The 23800-nt window shown below is 59.0% G+C and carries 22 protein-coding genes and 6 tRNA genes; 8 read left to right on the top strand and 20 right to left on the bottom strand.

All coding sequences use genetic code 11. From position 1 onward, the window contains the following. Positions 1-246: 246 nt before the first annotated feature. Positions 247-909 carry an HD domain-containing protein gene (locus Q0K43_RS04125; RefSeq protein ID WP_297289298.1) on the top strand — a complete coding sequence of 221 codons (663 nt, stop codon included), beginning with the start codon at positions 247-249 and terminating at the stop codon, positions 907-909. Positions 910-962: 53 nt separating this feature from the next. Here Q0K43_RS04125 and Q0K43_RS04120 read toward each other — a convergent pair whose 3' ends face one another. Beyond that, a complete protein-coding gene (locus Q0K43_RS04120; RefSeq protein WP_297289297.1) occupies positions 963-1451 on the bottom strand; it encodes a GNAT family N-acetyltransferase in 489 nt (162 codons plus the stop codon). A 64-nt stretch (positions 1452-1515) separates the two neighbouring features. Continuing rightward, positions 1516-1592, bottom strand: a tRNA-Pro gene (locus Q0K43_RS04115). 671 nt (positions 1593-2263) lie between these two features. Here Q0K43_RS04115 and Q0K43_RS04110 point away from each other — a divergent pair. Together Q0K43_RS04110 and deoC are read left to right on the top strand one after the other, a co-directional pair. Continuing rightward, a complete protein-coding gene (locus Q0K43_RS04110; RefSeq protein ID WP_297289296.1) occupies positions 2264-3391 on the top strand; it encodes a DUF362 domain-containing protein in 1128 nt (375 codons plus the stop codon). Positions 3392-3417: 26 nt separating this feature from the next. Continuing rightward, positions 3418-4083, top strand: a complete 666-nt coding sequence (deoC, locus tag Q0K43_RS04105) for a deoxyribose-phosphate aldolase (RefSeq protein WP_297289295.1) — start codon at positions 3418-3420, stop codon at positions 4081-4083. A gap of 66 nt (positions 4084-4149) precedes the next feature. Here deoC and ptsP read toward each other — a convergent pair whose 3' ends face one another. The 5 genes from ptsP to Q0K43_RS04080 are packed head-to-tail and all read right to left on the bottom strand — an operon-like array spanning position 4150 to position 9793. Next, complete coding sequence (gene ptsP / locus Q0K43_RS04100) at positions 4150-5862, bottom strand: phosphoenolpyruvate--protein phosphotransferase (RefSeq protein WP_297289294.1); 1713 nt, start codon at positions 5860-5862, stop codon at positions 4150-4152. 39 nt (positions 5863-5901) lie between these two features. Continuing rightward, positions 5902-6165 (bottom strand): HPr family phosphocarrier protein, encoded by a 264-nt coding sequence (locus Q0K43_RS04095; RefSeq protein WP_297289293.1) that lies wholly within the window; start codon positions 6163-6165, stop codon positions 5902-5904. Positions 6166-6203: 38 nt separating this feature from the next. Next, on the bottom strand, positions 6204-8123 hold the full coding sequence (locus Q0K43_RS04090; RefSeq protein ID WP_297289292.1) for a PTS fructose transporter subunit IIABC: 1920 nt from the start codon (positions 8121-8123) through the stop codon (positions 6204-6206). Between the two features lie 21 nt (positions 8124-8144). Next, positions 8145-9047, bottom strand: coding sequence for a 1-phosphofructokinase (pfkB, locus tag Q0K43_RS04085; protein ID WP_297289291.1), 903 nt, complete (start codon positions 9045-9047; stop codon positions 8145-8147). Further along, positions 9044-9793 (bottom strand): DeoR/GlpR family DNA-binding transcription regulator, encoded by a 750-nt coding sequence (locus tag Q0K43_RS04080; RefSeq protein WP_297289290.1) that lies wholly within the window; start codon positions 9791-9793, stop codon positions 9044-9046. Before Q0K43_RS04080 ends, pfkB begins: the two co-directional genes overlap by 4 nt. Before the next feature lie 134 nt (positions 9794-9927). Between Q0K43_RS04080 and Q0K43_RS04075 the strand changes: the two genes are divergently transcribed. Continuing rightward, positions 9928-10293 carry a hypothetical protein gene (locus tag Q0K43_RS04075; protein WP_297289289.1) on the top strand — a complete coding sequence of 122 codons (366 nt, stop codon included), beginning with the start codon at positions 9928-9930 and terminating at the stop codon, positions 10291-10293. 52 nt (positions 10294-10345) lie between these two features. Here the strand turns inward: Q0K43_RS04075 and rpoD are convergent, their stop codons facing one another. From rpoD to csaB, 6 genes are all read right to left on the bottom strand, one after another. After that, positions 10346-11692 (bottom strand): RNA polymerase sigma factor RpoD, encoded by a 1347-nt coding sequence (rpoD, locus tag Q0K43_RS04070; RefSeq protein WP_366086137.1) that lies wholly within the window; start codon positions 11690-11692, stop codon positions 10346-10348. Further along, positions 11685-13475, bottom strand: coding sequence for a DNA primase (gene dnaG / locus Q0K43_RS04065; RefSeq protein ID WP_297289288.1), 1791 nt, complete (start codon positions 13473-13475; stop codon positions 11685-11687). The genes rpoD and dnaG overlap by 8 nt, the downstream gene beginning before the upstream one ends. A 67-nt stretch (positions 13476-13542) precedes the next feature. Further along, the gene (locus Q0K43_RS04060) at positions 13543-14547 is read right to left on the bottom strand and encodes a deoxyguanosinetriphosphate triphosphohydrolase (RefSeq protein ID WP_297289287.1); all 1005 of its coding nucleotides are present in this window, start codon (positions 14545-14547) and stop codon (positions 13543-13545) included. Between the two features lie 129 nt (positions 14548-14676). Further along, positions 14677-15339 (bottom strand): HAD family hydrolase, encoded by a 663-nt coding sequence (locus Q0K43_RS04055; protein WP_297289286.1) that lies wholly within the window; start codon positions 15337-15339, stop codon positions 14677-14679. 67 nt (positions 15340-15406) lie between these two features. Further along, entirely contained in the window at positions 15407-16480 is a 1074-nt protein-coding gene (locus Q0K43_RS04050; RefSeq protein WP_297289285.1) for a glycosyltransferase, read from the bottom strand. Beyond that, positions 16477-18708: a polysaccharide pyruvyl transferase CsaB gene (gene csaB / locus Q0K43_RS04045; protein ID WP_297289284.1), complete on the bottom strand. Its 2232-nt coding sequence runs from the start codon at positions 18706-18708 to the stop codon at positions 16477-16479. The genes Q0K43_RS04050 and csaB overlap by 4 nt, the downstream gene beginning before the upstream one ends. A 115-nt stretch (positions 18709-18823) precedes the next feature. Here csaB and Q0K43_RS04040 point away from each other — a divergent pair, with 115 nt between their 5' ends. From Q0K43_RS04040 to Q0K43_RS04030, 3 genes are all read left to right on the top strand, one after another. Then, positions 18824-19339: a DUF4330 domain-containing protein gene (locus Q0K43_RS04040; protein WP_297289283.1), complete on the top strand. Its 516-nt coding sequence runs from the start codon at positions 18824-18826 to the stop codon at positions 19337-19339. A 69-nt stretch (positions 19340-19408) separates the two neighbouring features. Then, positions 19409-19966: a phosphatase PAP2 family protein gene (locus Q0K43_RS04035; protein WP_297289282.1), complete on the top strand. Its 558-nt coding sequence runs from the start codon at positions 19409-19411 to the stop codon at positions 19964-19966. Next, a complete protein-coding gene (locus Q0K43_RS04030) occupies positions 19967-20512 on the top strand; it encodes a GNAT family N-acetyltransferase (RefSeq protein WP_297289281.1) in 546 nt (181 codons plus the stop codon). 54 nt (positions 20513-20566) lie between these two features. Here Q0K43_RS04030 and Q0K43_RS04025 read toward each other — a convergent pair whose 3' ends face one another. Together Q0K43_RS04025 and Q0K43_RS04020 are read right to left on the bottom strand one after the other, a co-directional pair. Continuing rightward, a complete protein-coding gene (locus tag Q0K43_RS04025) occupies positions 20567-21760 on the bottom strand; it encodes a coenzyme F420-0:L-glutamate ligase (protein WP_297289280.1) in 1194 nt (397 codons plus the stop codon). A 91-nt stretch (positions 21761-21851) separates the two neighbouring features. Next, a complete protein-coding gene (locus Q0K43_RS04020; protein ID WP_297289279.1) occupies positions 21852-22751 on the bottom strand; it encodes a LysR family transcriptional regulator in 900 nt (299 codons plus the stop codon). 114 nt (positions 22752-22865) lie between these two features. Between Q0K43_RS04020 and Q0K43_RS04015 the strand changes: the two genes are divergently transcribed. Continuing rightward, positions 22866-23009 carry a hypothetical protein gene (locus Q0K43_RS04015; RefSeq protein WP_297289278.1) on the top strand — a complete coding sequence of 48 codons (144 nt, stop codon included), beginning with the start codon at positions 22866-22868 and terminating at the stop codon, positions 23007-23009. 127 nt (positions 23010-23136) lie between these two features. On the opposite strand, the gene Q0K43_RS04010 is transcribed toward Q0K43_RS04015, so the two are convergent. From Q0K43_RS04010 to Q0K43_RS03990, 5 genes are all read right to left on the bottom strand, one after another. Then, positions 23137-23210 (bottom strand) — tRNA-Cys (locus Q0K43_RS04010). Positions 23211-23250: 40 nt separating this feature from the next. Beyond that, positions 23251-23326: transfer RNA gene (locus tag Q0K43_RS04005), tRNA-Gly, on the bottom strand. 79 nt (positions 23327-23405) lie between these two features. Beyond that, a tRNA-Phe gene (locus Q0K43_RS04000) sits at positions 23406-23481 on the bottom strand. Positions 23482-23622: 141 nt separating this feature from the next. Further along, positions 23623-23699 (bottom strand) — tRNA-Asp (locus tag Q0K43_RS03995). Positions 23700-23723: 24 nt separating this feature from the next. Then, positions 23724-23799: transfer RNA gene (locus Q0K43_RS03990), tRNA-Val, on the bottom strand. Position 23800: the final 1 nt, after the last annotated feature.

The raw sequence follows: 23800 nt of genomic DNA, 5'->3' as shown, positions 1-23800 counted from the left end.
CGGGTGATGGGAATCGAACCCACGCGACCAGCTTGGAAGGCTGGGATTCTACCATTGAACTACACCCGCATGGGTACCGACGTAGTTAAGTACGTCAGCCAGAATATAGTAGCATACGGGCCCCGGTTTGTCAACGCTTTTTTTGCAGAGGGAGGGAAATAAAATCTTGCCTGCCTGCTTGTAAAATGGCGGCAGCTTGGCTATCATGATAGATGAAAACGGACAACAGAAAGGAGCGGAATACCTGTGCATGTTGATTATGAAGCGGTGCGGAAGTCGGAGGAGATCCGCACTTACATCACACAGGCCGACCAGTCTTTGCAGGCGTTGGGTTATACAGAACATAGCTTTGCTCATGTTACCCGCTGTGCGGAAGTGGCGGCGGATATTCTACAACAGTTGGGCTACAATGCCCACCAGCAAGAGCTGGCCCGGATTGCCGGCTTTATGCACGACATCGGCAATGTGGTCAACCGGCACGATCACGCCCAGACCGGTGCGGTCATGGCGTTTCGCATTCTGGACAAGATGGGAATGGAGCCGGCTGACGTGGCAGCGGTCATTACTGCCATTGGACACCACGACGACTCCACGGCCTTTCCGGTCAATCCGGTGGCCGCGGCGCTCATTTTGGCGGATAAAACGGATGTAAGGCGCAGCCGGGTGCGCAACAAAGAACACCAGAACTTCGATATCCATGACAGAGTGAACTATGCCGCAGAGCGATCTGATCTGGCGTTGGATCAAGAGGGAAATACAATTACCCTCACCCTGACCATCAATACGCAGTTTTGCGCGGTCATGGATTACTTTGAGATCTTTCTGGAGCGGATGCTCCTCTGCCGCCGGGCCGCGGAGTACCTGGGATTGCAGTTTAAGCTGCTGATCAACGGCCTGGCACTGCTGTAGCAGATGAGATGCTATATTAAGGTAAGAAGTGATATGCGAGGGAATCGCTTTGCTTAAAGGGACGTGTTGAATTTTTCCATCCAATAGTGGTCGTTATCCTCGCAGACCTTGATCCCGTCCTGGTAGCGATAGCCCAGTTTCAGATAGAATTCATGAGAGGTCAGGGAAGCGGAGACCGCGACTCTGCGGGCGGCTCGGAACAGTGGATCTGCTTCCAGGGTCTCCACCAACTGCCGGCCCACACCCCGGCCTTCCCAATCCGGCCGCACGAAAAGCGCCTGAATGATACATTCTCCCGGACGGTCAGCCACAGGGACCACAGAACCACAGGCCAGCAGCTCGTCTCCCAGCATGGCAACGTAGCTGTGGCCGCCGGATTTGGGGATGGAGGCCACCCGTTCGGGGCTGTAGTAGTCCACAAATTCCATCAGGGCCTCCCGAGGATAGTCCCGGATATTGACCTCCAACAGCACGCGGCCAATGAGGGCTGAAACAGCGGCGGCCTGTGCTTCTTCCATGGGGCGGATACAGATCTGTTCCATCCAGATTCACCTCTTTATTATGATAGAAAAAGAAAGCCCGGAAACTTACGTTTCAGGACTTTCTTGGTCCGAGTGGCGGGATTCGAACCCACGGCCTCTTGGACCCGAACCAAGCGCGATACCAAGCTTCGCCACACCCGGATAAAATTAAGCGCAACAGCAACGGAGAAACGCTGCCAGAGGCTGATGAATATTATAGAGGCCGTGGGACGGATTGTCAAGAATAAATCGGCACAATAGTGCCGAGCTGCCGGTGGGGAGGGACATTTTGAACGGCCCGCTCCTGTTGGAGTGTTTGCGGAGGATCCAATACTATATGTATAAGAAAGGGAATTGAAGGGCGTGATGCAAAAAAAGACGTGTAGAATTTCGTCGATTTTTTGATACAGCCTATAAAATACAAAAACAGGAAAATGAAAAGTGACAAAAATAGGGATAAATGGCTCGTAAGGGAAAGATTTTGACACGTTGAAAAAGTCACTTGCTTTACATAAAAGCAAGTGATAATGAAGTCTACAGATGGTTATTCACATCGTCCACCGATTTTTCCACAAAAACGGCTCAATTTTGGAGAAGTATTGTCCACATATCCACATAGATGTCCACACGGAATAATATGCCATAAAAAAACTGGTGGGTTTTCGGTGACATAACACCGATATGGGCCGGATTTGAAGGATAACGCAGGAACCAATGCAAGGAAAGAAGCGAAGAGGTGCTTTGCCGGTAAAAGCACTTGCGGTTATGAAGAATCCGGTATAAAATAAGAAAGCATAAACATTACAGTGTAAACTAGGGGGAAAGCTCAATTTATGGAACAGGCAAAGGTATATTACTCTGACCTGCGCTGCCGGCCCGGCAAAAATCTGCTGGATAAATTGGAAAAATTGATGCGGACTGCCGGGATTGGCGAGATTGACTTTGCGCATAAACTGGTAGCGATCAAGATGCACTTTGGAGAGCCGGGCAATCTGGCTTTCCTGCGGCCCAATTATGCCAAAACAGTAGCCGATGTGGTGAAGGCGATGGGCGGTGTGCCGTTCCTTACTGATTGTAATACGCTCTATCCCGGGCGGCGCAAAAACGCCTTGGAGCATCTGGACGCCGCTTATGAAAACGGGTTCTCGCCGCTGTCTACCGGCTGCCAGATCATCATTGGCGATGGGTTGAGAGGGAATGACGACGTGGAAGTTCCAGTGGCCGGCGCGGAGCATATTGCAACGGCTAAGATCGGCAAAGCCATCATGGAGGCCGACGTGATCATATCCCTGTCCCATTTCAAGGGCCACGAGCAGACCGGCTTTGGCGGCGCCATTAAGAATCTGGGTATGGGGTGCGGATCCCGCCGCGGCAAAATGGAGCAGCACGCCCAGGGCAAGCCGGTGGTGGAGCAGAAGCTGTGCGTGGGCTGCGGTAAGTGTTCCACCCAGTGCGCGCATAATGCGATTTCTTATGGGGAGGATCGAAAGGCGTCCATCGATCTGGAAAAATGTGTGGGCTGCGGGCGCTGCATTGCGGTATGTAATGTGGACGCCATTCATACAGGCTATGATGCGGCCATGGAAGAATTGAGCTGCCGCATGGCCGAGTATGCCAAAGCAGTGGTGGACGGCCGGCCTCAGTTCCATATCAATTTGGTTATCGATGTGTCTCCCTACTGTGACTGCCATGGGGAAAACGATCTGCCCATTCTGCCTGATGTGGGCATGTTTGCCTCCTTTGATCCGGTGGCTCTGGATCAGGCCTGCGCCGACGCCTGTCTGAAGCAGCCCCCCATCCCCGGCTCCGCGCTGGATGAGGAGATGCACCGCCCGGGGTTCTGCGACCATCACGATCATTTTATCAACAGCATGCCCAATACAGATTGGAAGGTATGCCTGGCCCACTGTGAAAAGATCGGCGTGGGCACCCGCGCTTATGAGCTGATCGAAGTGAAGTAAATCCACCTGAGAAAGGACGATTTGACATGGATGTAAAGGAGATTCTGGCCCGCTGTGACCATACGCTGCTCAAACCCGAATCCACCTGGGAGCAGATCAAGGCTGTGTGCGACGACGGGATGAAGTATGAGTGCGCATCGGTGTGTATTCCTGCCGGCTATGTGAAGCAGGCTGCCGACTATGTGGGCAACGACCTGAAGATCTGCACCGTGATCGGGTTCCCCAACGGCTACTCTACTACCGCTGTCAAGGTGTTTGAGACAGAGGACGCCATCCGCAACGGCGCCGACGAGATCGACATGGTCATCAACATCGGCTGGGTAAAGGATCAGCGGTGGAATGACCTGCTGGAGGAGATCAAGACCATCAAGCGATCCTGTCAGGGCCGTATCCTGAAAGTCATCATTGAGGCCTGCCTGCTGACCCAGGAGGAAAAGGTGAAGATGTGCCAGATCGTCACCGAGGCTGGCGCTGACTATATCAAGACCTCCACCGGATTCTCCACCGGTGGCGCCACCCGGGAGGACGTGGCCCTGTTCAAGGCCAACGTCGGACCCGAGGTGCGGATCAAGGCTGCCGGGGGTATTCGTACCCTTCAGGACGCCGAGGACTTTATCAACCTTGGCACCGACCGCCTGGGCACCTCCGCCATCGTGAAGCTGGTGAAGGGCCAGACTCCTCAGGGTTACTGATCCAACATAGAATCGTAATAGAAAGGCCCTCCGGCATTGCCGGAGGGCCTGTTTGCTTGATATGGTTCAGCACTGAACGGCGGATTTGAGATAGCCCTCCACACCGGCGGCGGTAGACAGGCCCATCGCCTCCTGGGTTACCTGGGCTGCCTGGCCGGAATGCCAGCGGCTGATCTGGGCGCGGGTGGACAGGACGGCGGAGGCGCTGACAGAAAACTCGTCCAGGCCCCAGGTCATCAGAAGGGGAATGAGTTTGGGGTCTGCGGCGGCCTCTCCGCACATGCCCACCGGGATACCCGCCTCTTTGGCGGCAGTGATGACGTTGCGGATGGAGCGGAGTACGGCGGGGTGGAAGGTGGTGTACAAATTCTCAACCTGGGCGTTGCCACGGTCCACTGCCATCGTATACTGGGTCAAATCATTGGTGCCGATGGAGAAGAAATCACACTCCCGTGCCAACAGGTCGGCGATCAGGGCAGCGGCGGGGGTCTCTACCATGATGCCCAGGGGAATCTCTTTGTGATAGGGTAGACCCTCGGCTTCCAGCTCCGCCTTGCAGGTCTCCAGCAAAGCCCGGGCGCCCCGGATCTCTTCCAGAGAGGTAACCAGAGGCAGCATGATTTTGATGTTTTTCTCCTCTGCGCCCGCCCGCAGCAGGGCGCGGAGCTGGACCTTGTACAGGTTGGGGTTGTCCAGGCAGTAGCGGATGGCCCGATGGCCCAGGAAGGGGTTGTCCTCGCGGGCCATTCCCAGATAGTCCACCGCTTTGTCGCCGCCCACATCCAGGGTACGGATGATGACCTCCTTGCCTGCCATCATGCGGGAGACAGCCAGGTATGCCTCATACTGCTCGGTCTCGGTGGGGACGCTGGTACGATCCATAAACAGAAATTCCGTGCGGAACAGGCCGATGCCTTCCGCGCCGGAGGCGGCTGCCGCCTCCGCCTCGGCCGCGGAGCCGATGTTGGCATACAACGCGTAGCGGTTGCCCTCGGCGTCTACCGTCTCCCGGTCCCGATAAACGGCCAGCAGCGCCTTCTGCTGCCGGAACGCCTCCTGCTTGTTCAAATACTCGGCCAAGGTGCGCTGGTCGGGATTGATCAGCGCGATTCCTTCGCTGCCGTCCACGATCACCCCGTCACCGTCCTTCAGCTGCTCCATGACCCGGGGGACGCTGAGTACGGCGGGCAGTTCCAGCGCCCGGGCCAGAATGGCGGAGTGGCTGGTGCGGCCTCCTACCTCGGTGAGAATGGCAGCCACATGTTCCTTGTCCAGTCCCACCGTCATGGAGGGTGTCAGGTCGCGAGCCACCAGCACGCTGCCGGCGGGCAGACGGCTGACATCCACGCTGTCCACACCCAGCAAGATAGCCAGCATCCGGCTGCGGATGTCCTGCACATCGGTGGCGCGCTGGCGCATCAGCTCGTCGTCTACCCCGGCAAACATGTCGGCGTACATGGTACAGATCTGATCTACTGCGGCCTCGGCGCATTGGCCGGCCTCGATAGCGTCGCCCATTTGGCTCTGCATGAAGGGGTCGCCCAGCATCATGATCTGGCCGGTAAGGATCTCGGACTCCTTCTGGCCCACCTGGGTGCGGATGTGTTCCGCCATAGCGGCGGTTTTTTCATTGAACTGGCTGATGGCGGATTGAAGCCGGTCTTTCTCCACCTCTTTGCCGCCGTATTTGACGGCGGAATAGTCCAGGTTCTGTTCCCGGACGCAGACGGCCTTGCCGATGCCGATCCCATCCGAAGCGGCGATACCTCGTAAGATCATAACGGTTCCCCCTGTTTGTCTGTCTGGTGATCCAGGCGATCACTCGCCCAGACCGGATTCCACCAGTTCCACGGCGGCTTTCAGAGCATCGGTCTCCTGCTCGCCGCAGCACTGGATTTCGATCTCGCTGCCCTGCTTGATGCAGGCGGCCATGAGATGCATGATGCTCTTGGCGTTGATCTCCTTGCCGTTGAAGAGAATGGTGACGTCGCTGTTATACTTGGCCATCGTGTTGACAAAGAGCTGAGCGGGGCGCATATGCATGCCCTGAGGATTGACGATCTTCGTTTTTGCGGTAACCATAGTGATACTTCCTTTCCGTATTGTATATGATGGATCTATTAAACTTTTTTCTTCTTCAGCAGGCCCAGCAGGAGCATACCCACCAGGGACCCCACCACCAGGGCAATGACATAGCCCAGCACATTGGTCATGACGGGGAAGACGAAGATGCCGCCGTGAGGGGCAGGAAGGGCGCAGCCAAAGGCCATGGACAGAGCGCCGGCCACGCCGGAGCCCACGATGCAGGCGGGCAGGACACGGAGCGGATCGCCGGCGGCAAAGGGAATGGCCCCCTCAGTAATGAAGCACAGACCCATGATGTAGTTGACCACGCCGGATTTGCGCTCCTCCTCGGTGAAGCGGCTGCGGAAGAAGGTGGTGGCCAGGGCAATGGCAATAGGGGGGACCATACCGCCGATCATGACGGCGGCCATGATGTCGGAACCCTGCCCGGCGGCCATTGTGGCCAGAGTGGAGGTGCCGAATACATAGGCAGCCTTGTTGAAGGGACCGCCCATATCCACCGCCATCATGCCGGCCAGCACGATGCCGAGGACGATCTTGCTGCCCTCGCCCATCGCTTCCAGCCCGGAGTACAGGGCGGTGTTGATAGCGCCCACAATGGGGTTGATAAGGCACATGAACAGGCCTATGATCAAAAGGCCTACCACGGGATAGATCAGAATGGGCTTGAGACCTTCCAGCGCCCGTGGCAGCTTGTCGCATACCTTCCGCATACCCAGCATCAGGTAGCCGCCGGCAAAACCGGCGATCAGAGCGCCCAGGAAGCCTGCGGAGACGGAAGTGCCGGAGGGGGAGAGGAAGGTGGCGCCGGATACGGCAAGCGCGCCGCCCACGAAGCCCACCATCAGGCCGGGCCGGTCGGCAATGGACATGGCGATGTAGCCGGCCAGGATAGGCAGCATGAAGTTGAAGGCCACGCCGCCGATGTTCTTGAACCAGGCGGCGATGGGAGTGTTGGTACCGAAATTGGCGTAGTCAATGGAGGCGTCGTCCAGCAGGAAGGCCAGAGCAATGAGAATGCCGCCGCCAATGACGAAGGGCAGCATATGGCTGACTCCGTTCATCAGCTGCTTGTACAGCTTGCGACCGATGCTTTCATTGGAGGTCTCCTGAACCACCTGGCCGGCGTGATGATAGATGGGGGCGTTGGGGGCTTGACGGATCAGCTCTTCCGGCTTGTGGATGCCGTCGGAGACGGGCACCCGCAGTACATGTTTGCCGTCAAACCGGGCCAGATCCACTTCCTTGTCGGCGGCAATGATGATACCGTCGCAGGCGTCAATCTCCGCCTGGGTCAGGATATTTTTGGCGCCGCCGGAGCCCTGAGTCTCGGCCTTGACGGGGATACCGATCTCCTTGCCCTTTTTCTCCAGAGCTTCGGCAGCCATGTAAGTGTGGGCGATACCGGTGGGGCAGGCGGTGACCGCCAGGATACGGGGGCCGGCGGCGGGGCTCTCAACAACAGGTGCGGGCGTTTCTGCGGGGGTCTCCTCGGGGAACTTGGCGGACTCATATTTGTCAATGACCGCCATGAAGGACTGGGCGTCGGAGGCGGCCCGCAGCTCGCTGACAAAGTTAAAGTCCATCAGCAGAACCATCAGGTGGGAGAGAATCTCCAGATGCAGATCTCCGTTCATGGGGGCGGCGATCATGAAAAAGAGGTCGGAGGGCTGGCCGTCCATAGCGCCATAGTCCACGCCCTCTTTCAAAATACAAGCGGCCAGACTGGGGGAGGTGACGCAATCGCTTTTGGCATGGGGTACGGCAATCCCCATTTCAATGGCGGTGCTGGTCTGGGATTCCCGGGCCAGGATGGCCTGCTTGTAGGTCTCCCGGTCGGTGAGACAGCCGCTCTTGTTTTGCAGATCCACCAGCAGATCAATGGCGCCTTCCTTATCGGCGGCGGAAGCGCCCAGCGCGATTTTCGCCGGGCTCAGCAGATCGACGATACGCATGGTGATAAACTCCTTTCTGGTTTAAAAGGTGTGGAGCAACGCCATAACTTGTTCCTTGGTCGCCAGACCTTCGGAAAAAGCGGTGGCGGAGCCGGCGGCGGCGCCCAGACGCTGGGCGTAGGCGTAATCGCCGGTTTCCAGCCAGCCGGCCAGGAAGCCGGCCACCATCGAGTCACCGGCGCCCACCGAGTTGCGGACGGTGCCCTTGGGTACTCCCAACCGGTGGCAGCCGCCCCGCTCATCCAGCAGGAGGGAGCCGTTGCCTGCCATAGAGACCAGTACGTTGCGGGCGCCTTTGGCCTGCAGTTCCATTGCACAGGCGCGGGTGTCCTCGTCGTTTTCCAGAGTGCGGCCAAACAATTCGCCCAGCTCCAGACTGTTGGGCTTGATGAGGAAGGGATGGTAGGGAAGGGCGCTGCACAGCAGATCCCGGGTGGTGTCCACCACGAACTGAATGCCCCGATCCTCCAGCCTGGCCAGGATCTGCTCATAGACGTCGTGGGACAGAGCGGCGGGGACGGAGCCGGAAATCACCAGGAAATCGCCGGCTTCCAGTCGGTTCAGTTTGTCCTGGAGTGCCCGCAGCGCCACCGGCCCGACGGCGGGACCCTGCCCGTTGATCTCTGTTTCAGCCCCGCCTTTGACCTTGACGTTGATGCGGGTGAGGCCTTCGGGAAGCCAGATAAAGTCGGTGCGGATGCCCTGACTGCGCAACCCCTCTTCCAGCGCCCGCCCCGTAAAGCCGGCCAGAAAACCAAGGGCGATATTTTCCACGCCCAAGGCGGTCAGTACGGTGGATACGTTGATACCCTTGCCGCCGCACTGGATCTCTTCGCTGGCGGTGCGGTTGATCTGGCCGGGACGCAGCTGGTCCATCCATACCACATAGTCCAGCGCGGGATTGAAGGTGACTGTGTAGATCATTCAGATACCTCCTTAATTACGGTGTGTTCCAAGTAACCGGGATCGGGCAGATGCTCTGTAATAATGGTGGCCTTCTCCAGCGGCAGTACTGTGACGGCGGACACCAGTTCAAACTTACTGCTGTCCGCCAGCACGAAGGTGAGATATGCCTGCTCGGCGGCTTTGGTTTTGATGGCGGCCTCTTCCGGGTCGGGCGTGGTGAAGCCCTGCCGGATGGTGATCCCATTGATGCCTAAGAAGGCTTTGGTAAAATTGTATTTACCCAACTCCTCCAACGCGCCGGTGCCTACCACCGCCCAGGTGCCGGGTTTCAGGAAGCCGCCCAGCACATAGCCCCGCAGTCCCAACTCCATCAGCCGCTGGGCGCAGGCGACACCGTTGGTGACAAAGGTAGCACCGGACCCTTTTAAGTACTCCACCATCCGTACAGTGGTGGTGCCGGCGTCCAGATAGACTACGTCGTCGTCGTCGATCAGCCCGGCGGCATAGTGGGCGATGCGTTCCTTCTCGTCCTGGTGGAGCAGAGCCTTGGTGCCCACGTCCGGTTCCTCGCCCTGAAAGGCGCCGCCGGAGAGTACCGCCCCGCCATGTACTTTGCTTAACTTTCCTTGTCGTGACAGGATGTTCAGATCCCGCCGTATGGTGGCTTCCGACGCACCGGTAAGCTGGCACAGCCGGGATACGCTGGCCGCCCGATTGTCAGACAGCTCCCGCAGTATGGCCTCGAAACGTTGCTCTGCCAGCATAGGGATACCTCCTTTCGACCTTGATTGAATTTGATCGCTTCTTCTTGTGACACCAATATAGCACCACGACCAATCAAAGTCAATCAAAATCAATCAAGCAATCCTACAAAATGAAAGGCCAAATTTTGGAGGGTATGACCAAAGAACCTGGGGTAGAAGAAAGAGAATCCAGGCACAATTTGAATTTGGAGTCAAAAACACGCAAGAACGATCATGCGGACAAAAAGAACAGCCGGCAGGGAATCCTGCCGGCTGTTGTGGATCACTGGAAAAAACCCAGGATAATGGTGACAACTCCTGTAATAAAAAGGAAGCCGCCGCCAATCTTGGTTGTTGTATTGGAACGCATGCGCCGAAAAACCACTTTCAGTTTTTCAAAGGGGACGATCAAAAAGACCAGCCCCAGGAGCATAAAGAGAATGCCCAACGAGAGAAAGGCTGTCATGGATTCACCCACCGTTTCCTATAAAGTGCTTTTATCTTACCAGTTCTCCGCCTGAAATGCAAGAGAAGCGCCTATCATTGGAATCTGCTTGCCGATTCACGCGTTTTTTAATTGAGAAAGTCCTTCAGCTTCTTGGAGCGGCTGGGATGCCGCAGTTTACGGAGAGCCTTGGCCTCGATCTGACGGATGCGCTCCCGGGTGACTTTGAATTCCTTACCCACCTCTTCCAGTGTGCGGGTGCGGCCGTCCTCAATGCCGAAACGCAGCTTGAGGACCTTTTCCTCCCGCTCGGTGAGAGTACCCAGCACCGATACCAGCTGCTCTTTCAGCAGGGTGAAGGAGGCGGCCTCAGAGGGCTCGGAGGCATCCTCGTCGGGGATAAAGTCGCCCAGGTGGGAGTCCTCCTCCTCGCCGATGGGAGTCTCAAGGGAGACAGGCTCCTGGGCGATCTTCAGGATCTCCCGGACCTTGTCTACCGGCATGTTCATCTCGGCGGAGATCTCCTCGGGGGTGGGATCGTGGCCCAGCTCCTGGAGCAGCTGGCGGGAGACCCGGATGACCTTGTTGATGGTCTCCACCATATGGACGGGGATGCGGATGGTGCGGGCCTGATCGGCAATAGCCCGGGTAATGGCCTGCCGGATCCACCAGGTGGCGTAGGTGGAGAACTTGTAGCCCTTGGTGTAGTCGAATTTTTCCACAGCCTTGATCAGGCCCAGGTTACCCTCCTGAATCAGATCCAGGAAGAGCATCCCACGGCCTACATATCGCTTGGCGATGGATACCACCAGACGGAGGTTGGCCTCGGCAAGGCGCTGCTTGGCGGCTTCGCCCCGCTTGACCAGACGGTTGAGTTCCTTGATATCCTCTTCGGACAGCATGGATTCCTCGCCGGCCTGCTTGGCGCGCTCCAGCTCTTCCAACTGCTCCTTGGCGGCGTCTCCGGCCCCCATATCCTGAGCAAGTTGGATCTCCTCGTCGGGGGTGAGCAGATTGACCTTGCCGATCTCCTTCAGATACATCCGCACCGGATCGTCGATGCCGAAGGAGTCCACCAGGGTATTGGGGTCCACGATCTCCTCTTCGGGCAGATCTTCGATCTCGTTGAGTTCTTCCAGGGGGGGAACGACGTCGTCGGCCAGCTCAGGCAGATAGTCGTCGCCCACGGTGTCGATCCCCAGATTCTCCAGGGTATCGTAGATCCGATCCATCTGCTCGCTTTCCAGATCCAGGTTTTCCAGCACGTCCATCAGTTCGCTGGAGGAGAGCTTGCCGTTTTTCTTGCCCCGCTCGATCAGCTCCGCCAGCTTTTCCGCGCCCTGAACGCCCTCTACGACCTTCATGACCTCGATCTTGCCCTGCTCCATCTTTTTTGCGTTTTCGCGGGTGATCTTGGCCTGGTCCTCCGGGGTGGGGATCAGCTCTTTCTTGTCGGCGGCTTTCTTTTCACTCATGCGGTTGTCCTCCATATGATTTTTTCTCTCTGAATTTATCCCGGGCCGCCATCAGGGGGTCAAGCCCGGTTCCGCCCCGTTTGGCGGACTCAGTTTCGATGATCTCTAAGTAATCGTGCAGCGCCTGGCTGCTGTTGGAACGGGATTCCGGCTGTTCCAAAATGCCGGTCAGGTGCCCCATTTCCTCCGCCGTCAGATCTCCTGCCAGCGTTCCGGGCTGAAGGCTCAGACCCTGGCTGTGCCGCTGCCGGAGCAGCGCATAGATGCGGCCCAGCAGGGGAGAGGAGAATTGCTCCGGAAGCAGTCCGCCGGTTTGCTCCAGAAGGGCGGGCTCCAAAAACAGCAGCCGGATCACCCCTTCCTCCGCCCGGGCGGAACGAATGTTGTCATAGCGCAGCTGCCGGACTTTGGGTTGGAGCTGAGTGGCGGGGGACAGGTCCTTTTTGGCCTGGGCCCTTCTGGCCTGCCATGTTTTGTCCTTGCGGTAGCGGGCCACTTCCTGGGCCATAGCGGCGGCTGAAATGCCAGCGGCGGCCGCCGCCTTGTTGCCGTAGATCTCCCGCTCGATGGGGCTTTGCAGGGCGGCCACGGTAGCCACCGCTTCTTTCAGATAGGCCAGCCGCCCCTCCTCATCGGACAGATCGTGCCTGGCCTGGAGACTGTCCAGTCGGTAGTCGTTCTGGCCGGCGCTGCCGTTGAGACACTTCTCAAAAGCGGCCGGGCCAAATTTTTTAATGAAGTCGTCCGGGTCCTGTTTGACGGGCTTGCCCTCGGCGTCATAGGCGTTAGGCAGCTGAAGCACCCGGACGGACAGGTCGGCGTGTTTCAGGATATTGAGTACCCGGTCGGTGGACTGCTTGCCGGCGGCGTCGTTGTCGTAGCACAGCACCAGTTCCTTGGTGTAGCGGGCCAGGATGCGGGCGTGTTCCTCGGTGAGGGCGGTGCCCATCGTGGCAACCACGTTGTCAAATCCGGCCTGATGGAGGGTGATCACGTCGATGTTGCCCTCCACCAGCACCAGGTTGGGCCGCTTGGTATTTTTGGCAAAATTCAGGGCATAAATGAGCCGCCCCTTTTTAAACAGGGTGGTTTCCGGGGTGTTCAGGTACTTTGCACCCTCCTCGCCGGGCAGAATGCGGCTGGTAAAGCCCACCACTTCGCCTCGTACGTCGATGACAGGAAGCATGAGCCTGGCGCGGAATTTGTCGTAGATGCCGCCGTTTTTGCCTGCTACCGCCAGTCCCGCGTCTATCAGGTCCATTTTGGTATAGCCCTTGGCGGTCATTGCTTTGGTAAGGGCGTCCCATTGATCGGGAGCGGCGCCCAGCCCAAACCGGGTGGCAGTGCGGGGGGAGATCTGCCGCTGAGCAATGTAATCCCGTACTCGCTGGCCGCCGGGGCCGGTGAGATAGTCATGGTAAAAACGAGCGGCGTCCTTTGACAACTCCAGCAGCCGGACCCGCTTTTTGCGGTAGGCCTCGTTTTCGCCACTTTCCGGTACCTCCAGCCCCGCCCGTTTGGCCAGCAGCTTCACCGCGTCCACAAAGGGCAGGTTCTCCATCTCCATCACGAAGGAGATGACGCCCCCACCCTTGCCGCAGCCGAAGCAGTGATAGATCTGCTTGTCCGGCGAGACGGAAAACGAGGGTGTCTTTTCATTGTGGAAGGGGCACAGCCCCCACAGGTTGCTTCCTTTCCGGGTCAGATGGACATAGGAGGAGACCACGTCGGCAATATCGCTGCGGGCCACCAGATCGTCAATAAATTGTTCTGGGATAGCCACAAACGTCCTCCTTCCGACTATCTTTTCCAACCAATTCCATCTTCATACCCGGTTGGGTAAAGGATGCTTACTTTACGCTCCAGGATTTTGGAATAAAGGCCTCGCCAAACTGCTCCACGGCATATTTATCGGTCATGCCGGAGATGTAATCGCATACGGCCCGCTCCACGCCTTCGCCCACCCGGATGTCCTGATACTCCGGCGGCAGCTTGTCCGGGGCCTTCACATAATACTCGAACAGGCGGCGGATCATGTCCTGGGCTTTGCCTTCCTCCCCTTTGGCCACCGGGTTACGATACACATACTCGAACATAAATTCCCGCAGTTCGTTCATGGCGTCCCGACAGGCGGGAGACTGAACGATATCGTTTTTACCTGCGCTCTGGGTAATGATATCCACCGTCAGGGTGTTGATCCGTTCGGAGTGGGTAAAGCCCAGCACCTGGGATACGGAGAGGGGGATATCCATAGGATAGATGATCTTGCCCCGCATGGCGTCGTCGATATCGTGGTTGATGTACGCGATTTTGTCGGCCAGCCGCAGCAGTCTGCCCTCCAGAGTTTCGGCCTGGTCAGGGCCGGTGTGGCAGAGGATGCCGCGGCGCACCTCGTAAGTCAGGTTGAGACCCTCGCCGTCCCGCTCCAGCCGGTCCACCACCCGCAGGGATTGCTCGTTGTGGGCAAAGCCGCCGGGCATGATCTCGTTGAGGACCCGTTCCCCGGCGTGGCCGAAGGGGGTGTGGCCCAGATCGTGGCCGTAGGCCGCAGCCTCCGCCAGATCTTCATTGAGACGCAGACCCCGTGCGATGGTGCGGGCGATACGGCTGACCTCGATGGTGTGGGTCATGCGGGTGCGGTAGTGGTCCCCCTCCGGCTCCAGAAAGACCTGGGTCTTATGCTTGAGACGGCGGAAGGCCTTGGAGTGGACGATCCGGTCGATATCCCGCTGGAAACAGGTCCGGGTCGGACAGGGCTCCAGCGGAACCATTCGCCCACGGGACTGGGAGGACAGACAGGCGTAAGGGGAGAGCAGCGCCGCCTCGGCGGCCTCCGTCTGTGCGCGCAGTTGCATCAATACTCACCAGCCTCTCGGCAAATTTCAACCTTGCTTCTTTATACGCCGCAGGCTGGGAAAAACCCTTCTTTTTCTGCAAATTTTCTGTTGTGATCACAAAAGGGCCTCCGAAGCCAGGCGGATTGGTCACATTGCCCTGCCGGTGAGCAGCTCCAGAAGGTGGGCGGGAGAGGAGACAATACGCTGGGCGCCGCTGCGGGTAAGGAATGCCTCGTCCCGGAATCCCCAGCTGACGGAAAGGCAGGGCAGGCCCGCGTTGCGGGCGGTCTCGATGTCCACCTCCGAGTCGCCCACATAGACTGCCTGGCCGGGCTGGGCGTCCAACTCCTTTAAAGCGCGGAATACCGTGTCGGGGGCGGGCTTGCGGGCCACGCCCCGGGACTCCCCGATGGCCACCCGTACCCGGCTACCGAAGTAAGTTTCGCACAGGCCCTTGACCGCGCCGTCAAATTTGTTGGACACCACAGCCACTTTGATACCAGCTTGGTTCAGACCGTCCAGCAGCTCCAGCACCCCGGCGTAGGGGGCGGTGCGGTTCTCCATATTCAGCAGGTAGTGGGCCCGGAAGTCGGCTAAGCACCGGGCTTCCACCTCATCAGAGGTGCCCGCCGGCACCGCCCGGTGGATGAGCAGCCCCACCCCGTTGCCCACGAAGCGGCGTATTTCATCCAGGGAACGAGGGGGCAGATGGTGGAGCGCCAGGGCATAGTTGGCGCTGTCGGCCAGATCCTGGAGGGTGTCCAGCAGCGTGCCGTCCAGGTCGAAGATCACGGCAGAGTAGGGGATCATGATAAGCCTCCTTATCAGGTGTGAGACAGAGATCGGGCGGCCGGAACGGCCGCCCGTAAATGGGAGTTCAATATAAACCGTTGGCAGAGAGGATCTGAACCACCTGCCTGGCCCGGTTGGACCAGGCGGCGGCGGCCCCGTGTTCCCGCCGGCGCTGGGCAGGCCAGCCTTCCGGTTCCTCCAGGGCGCGAAGACACAGACGAACAAACTCGCCGGCGGTGTGGGCGGCGTAGATCACATCGGGGAAATGCTCCACATGGTCGGGATAGACCATAGCTACGATGGGTTTTCCGGAGGAGAGATACTCGTAGATCCGGCAGGGTACCACATCCCCGCCGTAATCGGAGCGGCGCAGCAGATGAAGGCATACGTCGAAGCGGGCCAGGTAGTCGGGGATATCCACCGGGAGCTGGCAGCCCACCAGGCGCACATTGGGCAGGGATTCCAGGGTGCGCAGCTGAGCGTTGTGTTCCCGCTTGCCTACGAAGACAAAGGTACACTGGGGCATGGCCCGGGCGGCCTGGATGGCCGGAGCCAGATCCAGGTCCTCCCAGATGGTGCCCACAAAGCCGGCCACCGGGCCGGTCAGATCGGACAGGGGGGCGGGGCACTCGTTGCTGGGACGGGAAAACATGGGATAGCTGACCCCATTGGGAAGCAGCGCAATGTTGTCGCTGCACGGAGAGAGATGGTCCACCAGCCCGTCGGAAGCGGCAAATACCACGTCTGCGGCCAGTGCCAGATCGCTCTCCCACTCGGGCGGGGTGTCCAGCCAGTCCTGGGCGCAGTCGTAGACCAGGCCCTGATAGGGAATGGCGTCCAGCAGATGGACCTGCTCCGGCGCGGTACACCAGAGCAGCGGTTCTCGGAAGCGGTGGACGTCCATCAGCTTGAGGATATAGCGGGTCAGCCGCCGGTCCCGCAGGAACCGGAGCAGCCGCTGATCTTCCACAGCCTCCGGCGCAGGGGGGAGAGTGTAAACCGTCAGGCCTGGCCGCACTTTGCGGCCGGGGTTGCGATAATTCCGGGCAGGCGGTTCCAGAAAAAGCACTTTGGCGTCCTTCAGCCGGGTCATGAGCTGCTGGGTACGGGTGGGAATGGCGGTCCAGGGCTGGGAGGAGAGACATAGGATCTGTTTCACTGGGATGACTCCTTCAAAAGGCGGCGTGCAGTTTCCTGATTCCGTTCCTCCACCTGGCGCAGCCTGTCCACGCCGCCGGAGAGGAAGGCGGTATCGCCGATACGGGCGCAGACGGCGTCGATATATCCGCACAGGGATTCCACCGTCACCTTGTCCAGATCGGTGTAGAGGTCCTGGCCGATATAGGAGAGGAAGGAGCTGATCTTCTGGTCGTACACCACGCCCACCAGCGGGACCCCTTGTCCGGCGGCAAAGACCAGGGCGTGGAGCCGCATGGAGATGACCGCCTGCATCCGGGCAAACAGGCCGATGGTGCGGTCGGAACTGCCGGTATGGGTCAGAATGTGATGGGGCGCCTTCATATAGCTGGCGGCGATCCGCGAGGCCTCCACATCCAGGCGGCGCTCAATGGGCAGGAACACGGGGGTGAGGCCGTACTTCTCATAGGCATAGTCGGCGGCGGCGGCAAAAATGGAAGCCTTGGATTCGTACCCCGGCCAGGGGCGCAGCGCAAAGCCGATATACTTGCCGTGGGGGTCGATGCCCTGGCTCTCCAACAGACCGTCCACAACGGGGGCGGGAGCGGCGGGCAGGATCACCGTGGGGTCGGCGGAGAGGATGATCTCCGGCCGGGTCACGCCCATATCGGCCAGCTCCTCCTTGGAATGGGTGTCCCGGAGGGTGATGGCGTCCACGCTTTTCTGGAGGACCTTAGAGGCCCGGCGGCGATTGGCGGGGGAGTGAATGGGGCCGATGCCGCAGCCGTACATCATGACCTTGTTGCCCAGCTTTTTGGCCCAGGAGATGGTGAAGAGATAGAACCACAGGGAGCGGTGGCTGGTCACGTCCTGCATGAGGGAACCGCCGCCGTTGATATACAGCCTGGTCTTTCTCATCCGCCACAGGAATTTGGGGAAGGCGAAGGTGTAGATGGAATTGACCCGATAGGTGCGGCGGGTCTCTTCCGGACTGCGGGAGAGAACCCAGATGGGCAGGTCGGGATCAGCCTGCCGCAGCTCGGTGACAATGGCCTCCAGGATGGCGTCGTCACCGGCGTTGCCCCGGCCGTAGGCGCCGCATACCAGCGCGCCGTCCCGTCGGCCGGCCTTTCTGTCCTGGCGGCGGAGAATGGTCTCGTAGATGGTGAGCTGCCGCTGGAGGGTACTCTCCAGGGAGTAGTCCTCTTTGGCACGCTGGTAGAGCCGCTGCCCCATGTGACGGCGCAGTTCCGGGTCCTTCGCCAGCGCCTCCAGATGGCGGGAGAGGGCCTGGGCGTCGCCCGCCTCAAAGAGAAAGCCGTGAATACCGTGTTCAATGAGGTAGGGTACGCCGCCCACCCGGCTGGCCACGGTGGGCAGACCGGCCCGCGCCCCCTCGGTGAGAGAGTAGGGGAAGGTCTCGGACAGGGAGGTAAGGGTGTTGATATCCAGCGCGTTATAGAAGCTGTCGGTATCGGTGACCCAACCGGCAAAACAGACCTGCTTGGCTACCCCCAGCTGGCCGGCCAGTTCCTTGAGCATCTCCATCTGTTCGCCGTCGCCTGCAATGAGCAGACGCAGATTGGGACAGGTCTCATGTGCCAGGGCAAAGCCCCGGATCAGCGTGGCGATGTCCTTCACCGGGTTCAGGCGGGCGGCGATACCTACCACCACAGAATCCTCGTCTGCATCCAGACCCACGCTCTTCCAGTATTCCGCCCGGGAAAGCGCGGGTGTGCGGGGCGTGAAGTCGATGCCGTTATAGATGGTGAACAGCTTGTCCGGATCAAAGCCCCGGGAAATGAGCAGATCGGTCATGGCGTCGGATACGCCGATGCGGTAATCCAGCTTCCGCAGGGCCACAGTGTTGATGGTACCGTAGGTCAGCCGGGAGAAGGGACGGCCCAGGTAGTCCAGCCGGTAGTCGGAGTGGACGGTGGTGACCACCGGCAGCCCGGTGGCGCGGCGCAGCATGGCGCCCATCAGATTGCCCCGGGCGCCGTGGCAGTGGAGGATCTGATAGCCCCCCTCCACGATCATCTTTTTCAGAGTATTGCGGACCTTCCACAGATTGTGGCCGGGCAGCACCACGGTGGGGATGCCCAGTTCCCGGGCCTCCTGAGCGAAGGGACCTTCCATAAAACACACCATCGTGACGTCGATGGTGCGGGCCAGATTTTTGAGCAGGGAATGGACGTGGGTCTTTGCTCCGCCGCTGTCACCGCCGGAGATGAGGTGCATGACCTTCATGGAATCAAAACCTCCAAAGAAAGTACTTGTGTCTTGATGGGGATCTATGATACAATAACCCGGTACCATTGTACCAAGCGCGACACGAATTTACAACCTCGGAGGCTGCAAAAAGATGATAGATGAAAAGGGAAGACTGTTTGGCAAAATCAACATCGTGGATCTGCTGGTGATCCTGGTGGTCATTATTGCGGCGGTGGTTTTGGGCATGAAGTTCCTCAAGCCGGGCGGCAGCAGCGTCGCGGGTGGCAGCGCCGTCAAGCATCACGTGGAGTATACTGTGCTGGTGGAGAACGTTCAGCCGGCAGTTTATGAGAGCATTAAGGCCAACTATATCCCCTCCACCCTGATGGCCTCCGGCGAACTGCTGGACGGTCAGGTCACCGGCGTGGAAGCAACGCCTCATGCCGACAATGTGACCGTGAATACCTCGGGTGATACGGTAGCCTTTACCGCCGACAAGGGCCTGCTGGATCTGACCTTCACTGTGGAGTGCAATGTGGCTAACCCCATCACCACTGAGATCGGCACCCAGGAAGTGCGGGTAGGCAAGAGCCATATCCTCAAGACCGATAAATTTGAACTCAACGGCGTGGTCCTGGACTGTACGTGGACTGAGATTACCGAATAATTCATCAGGTTACAATAAGGGGGCGGCGGTTATTATACCGCCGTCCTTTTTCAACAGGAGGAAGTTAGAATGCCCCAATGGCTGCTGCATGTGGACGGCGGTATCCTGCTCTGGATACAGGAGGTGCTGCGCTGCGCCATACTGGACCCCGTTTTGATTCTATACACCCAGCTGGGCAACGCCGGGATCTTGTGGATCGTGCTTTCGGCGCTGCTGCTCTGCTTTCCCAAAACACGAAAGGCAGGCTTTGTCAGCCTGATTGCCATGCTGCTGGGATTGCTGTGTACCAATGTGATTCTCAAGCACCTGGTGGGCCGCACCCGGCCCTGGCTGGTGGTGGAGGGCCTGATCCCTCTGGTGGCGGAACACGACCCCAACTCCTTCCCCTCGGGCCATACCTGCGCCGCCTTTGCAGCGGCATCTGCATGGTGGCGCACCCTGCCCCGCCGCTGGATGAAGGTGACCGGCGTGGTCATGGCGGCGCTGATGGGCTTTTCCCGCCTCTATGTGGGAGTCCATTTCCCAACCGACGTGCTGGCCGGGATGGCGGTGGGCCTGTTCTGCGGCTGGTTGGCCTGGCTGATCTGGAAGCGGCTGGCTGCCTGGCGGGGCTGGGAGGCGAAATAAATGCGGGGCATGGAGACCAGTGTGATCCTTTCAGACGGAAGCCGGTGTCTGCTGCGCAGCCCCGGGCCGGAGGATGGCGAGGCGGTACTGCGCCATTTGCGCCGGGTAGCGGCGGAGAGCCCCTATACCGCGTTTTTGCCGGAAGAATTGGCGGGGACGCTGCGGGAGGAACAGGCTTTTTTGAAAGGGCAGCTTGCCAGCCCCACCCGCTTGATGCTGGCCTGCTTTGTGGAGGAACGACTCATTGGCTTGGGCGGGATTGGGCCGGCCGCAGCCAGCCGCAAGTGCCGTCATCGGGCAGAACTGGGGCTGTCCGTCCGCCGTCGCTGGTGGGGACTGGGCGCGGGGACATTCCTGGTGGAGGCGCTGTGCCGGGAGGGGGCCCATATGGGCTACCAGCGGATGGAATTGTCGGTCATGGCGGACAACGTCCGGGCAATCGCGCTCTACGAGACCTGCGGATTTGTGCGCTGCGGCCTGCTGCCCGACGCATACCGTACAGAGGCGGGCAGTCAGGCTGCTGTCCTTATGAGCAAAGCGATATAATATTGTCAGGAAAAGGGCGCCGGTCCAGCTGGACCGGCGCCTTTACTGATGGTGTTATTCAGTGGTGTAGTTGTCGAAGTAGCCCTGGATATAGACGATAGGAGTACCCTTGTCGCCGGAACCGGAGGTGAGATCGCACAGAGAGCCGATCAGATCGGTCAGGCGGCGGGGGGTAGTACCCTGAGCGGCCATCTTGCCCACCAGAGAGCCGTCCTTCTTCTTGATTTCACTCTTGATGGCGTCCCGCAGGGCCTCGCCGGACAGAGCGGCAAAGTCGTTGTCGGCCAGGTACTTCAGCTTCAGCTCGTTGGGCGTGCCTTCCAGACCGGCAGTGTAGGCGGGGGAGACCACCGGGTCGGCCAGCTCCCAAATCTTGCCCACGGGGTCCTTAAAGGCGCCGTCGCCGTAGACCATGACCTCCACGTGCTTGCCGGTGGCCTTCAGCAGCCGGGCCTGGATCTCCTCCACCAGATCCTGGCAGGGACGGGGGAAGAGCTTCACCTTATCCTCGGTGGACTTGTTGGAACCCAGCAGGCCGTACGTCTCGTTATAGCCGCTGCCATTGATGGGAGCAGTCATGATCTCGTCCAGGCAGAACACTTTTTCGGCGCCGGCAGCCAGCAGGCGGCGCTTGGTGCGGGCGCGGGTGTGAATATCGCATGCCAGCACATTTTTGGTATAGGAGAGGATGGCCCGGGCGTCGTTGGCAAAAATAACCTCCACCTCGGCGCCGCATTCCCGGATCAGGTTGGAGTAATAATCCACATAATCTACGCCGGTAAAGGGGTGTACGGTGTAGCCGAACAGCTCCCGGTACTGTTCCAGAGAGAGAACGTCCTTATAGGGGTCTACGCCCTTCTCGTCCAGCAGATCCTCGTCGATCAGGTGGTTGCCTACCTCGTCGGAGGGATAGGACAGCATCAGTACGATCTTCTTGGCACCCTTGGCAATGCCCCGCAGGCAGATGGCAAAACGGTTGCGGCTGAGGATGGGGAAGATGACGCCAATGGTCTCGCCGCCCAGTTTGGCTTTCACATCGGCGGCAATATCGTCCACCGAGGCATAATTGCCCTGGGCGCGGGCCACAATGGCCTCGGTCATGGCGACCACGTCGCGGTCGCGTACGGAGAACGCCCCGTCTTTTACCGCCTCCAGAACTGATCCGGTAACGATTTCGGCCAGGTCATCCCCGCTGCGGATAATGGGGGCGCGGATACCCATAGATACGGTGCCGACCATCCGGCTCATAGAACAACACTCCTACTATAGTTGGATTCGCTGCGGTATTCCCGTAACGGAGAAATTATACTATATTTTTTGGTTGATGTAAAAGGTTTTTTCATTCGGATCTGACATTATTCCCAGCCACCCACTGCCTGACCACTTCCAGGAAACGGGCGGTGAGGGGAGAGAGGGGCTTGCCCCACCGTACAGACAGGGCGATGTCACGGTAACGAGGCCGCTCCAGGGGAATGGCGGAGAAGGAACGACCGGTGTCCTGGAGTACCAGTTCAGGCCGTATGCTGACGCCCAGTCCCTGTTCCACCATCGCTAGAATGGCAAAATCATCGTTGACCGTATATCGGAGGTTGGGGTGGATGCCCTCCTCCTGGAAGATCTGACCGATCTCCACATCCCGGTCCTCGGGGATCCAGATAAAGGGGTCCTGGGCCAGGCGCTCCATAGGGTAGAAGGGGGCGTTGGCCAGAGGGTGGTCGGGGGGCAGTACTGCCATGAACTGGTCCCGACGCAGGGGAAAGACCTCCAGACCCTCGCCGGTGGGCAGGCCGAGAAAACCGCAGTCCACCTGCCCCTGACGGATCAGGTCTTCCACCTCGGCAAATTCCCATTTGCTCACCAGTTCAAAACGGATACCAGGATAACGCTGGAGGAAGATCTTCATAATAGGAGGCAGCCAGTGTATGGATACGCTGGCGAAGCTGCCCACCCTCAGAGTGCCCTGAGTCAGGCCGTGCAGATGGGCAACTTGTTCCTCCAGTTCCTTCTGGGCGTTGCAGGCGGCACGCAGATAGGGGAGTAGAGAGGTACCTGCTGTGCTGAGATATACACCGCCCCGCCCACGGACCAGCAACTCCATACCCCACTCCTGCTCCAGCGCGGCAATCATCCGGCTGGCCGCCGACTGGGTGTAGCCCAGCGCCTCGGCGGCTTTGGTGATCCCGCCCAACTCCACGGTTTTCAGGAGAACTTGATATTTAATCGTACTCACGCCAACCATTCCATTTCATCATAAAATACATGAAAAAGATTCGTTTGATTCATAGCCAATCTTATTGTATACTAACATCAGAAAGAAGGCAACCCCACAAGAACACAGAAAGGAGCGATTTCCATGAAGAAGAACAACATGATGGTGATGGATCGGAAGCACAATGGTTACGAACTGATGGGGCAGGGCATGTCGGTAAATGTCATGCGCACCTACTGGAAGGGGAGCCCTTGGAAAGCGCTCCAGGCCTGTGTGCGTGGTGCGTGATCTGATCTCTACTCCGGTTGGGGAGAACCGTATAGAGTCCGAGGGGACCCGCTGTCTGGCGGGTCCCCTCGGTCGTTTTATGGCCTGAACAAAAAGAAACACCAGCCAACGGCTGGTGTTTCTTTTCTGGAGGCGACACCCAGATTCGAACTGGGGGTGGAGCTTTTGCAGAGCTCTGCCTTACCACTTGGCTATGTCGCCATATGGATAAAAGGAAGGGAGGACCTTCCTTTTATCATTTTGGAGCAGGTGACGAGGCTCGAACTCGCTACCTCCACCTTGGCAAGGTGGCGCTCTACCAGATGAGCTACACCTGCATGCCTGGAGCCATTCTATGCGGCCCCACATGCATTTAGAAGTTCCCCCGGTGGATACCCTGCGGTATCCACCGGAGAATGGTGCCTCCGGCCGGAATCGAACCAGCGACACGGGGATTTTCAGTCCCCTGCTCTACCAACTGAGCTACAGAGGCAAATCACGATGCGGGAAGGGGCTTTTGCCTCATCCTTCGGATGAGCTTCAGCCGCCCACATCGAAAGAAAAAATGGCGACGCGGAAGGGGCCTTTGCCTCATCCTTCGGATGAACTTCAGCCACCCGCATCAAAAGAAAAATGGCGACGCGGAAGGGACTTGAACCCTCGACCTCCGGCGTGACAGGCCGGCGTTCTAACCAACTGAACTACCGCGCCATCTGGTGTTGGGCGTCATACCCATGGTGGGAACAACAGGGCTCGAACCTGTGACATCATGCTTGTAAGGCATGCGCTCTCCCAGCTGAGCTATGCTCCCG

Origin of the sequence: uncultured Flavonifractor sp., from assembly GCF_944383115.1 — a bacterium.
Taxonomy (GTDB): Bacteria; Bacillota; Clostridia; order Oscillospirales; family Oscillospiraceae; genus Flavonifractor.
The sequence above is the reverse complement of the archived record's forward strand: the minus strand, read 5'-3'. Positions and strand labels throughout refer to the sequence as shown.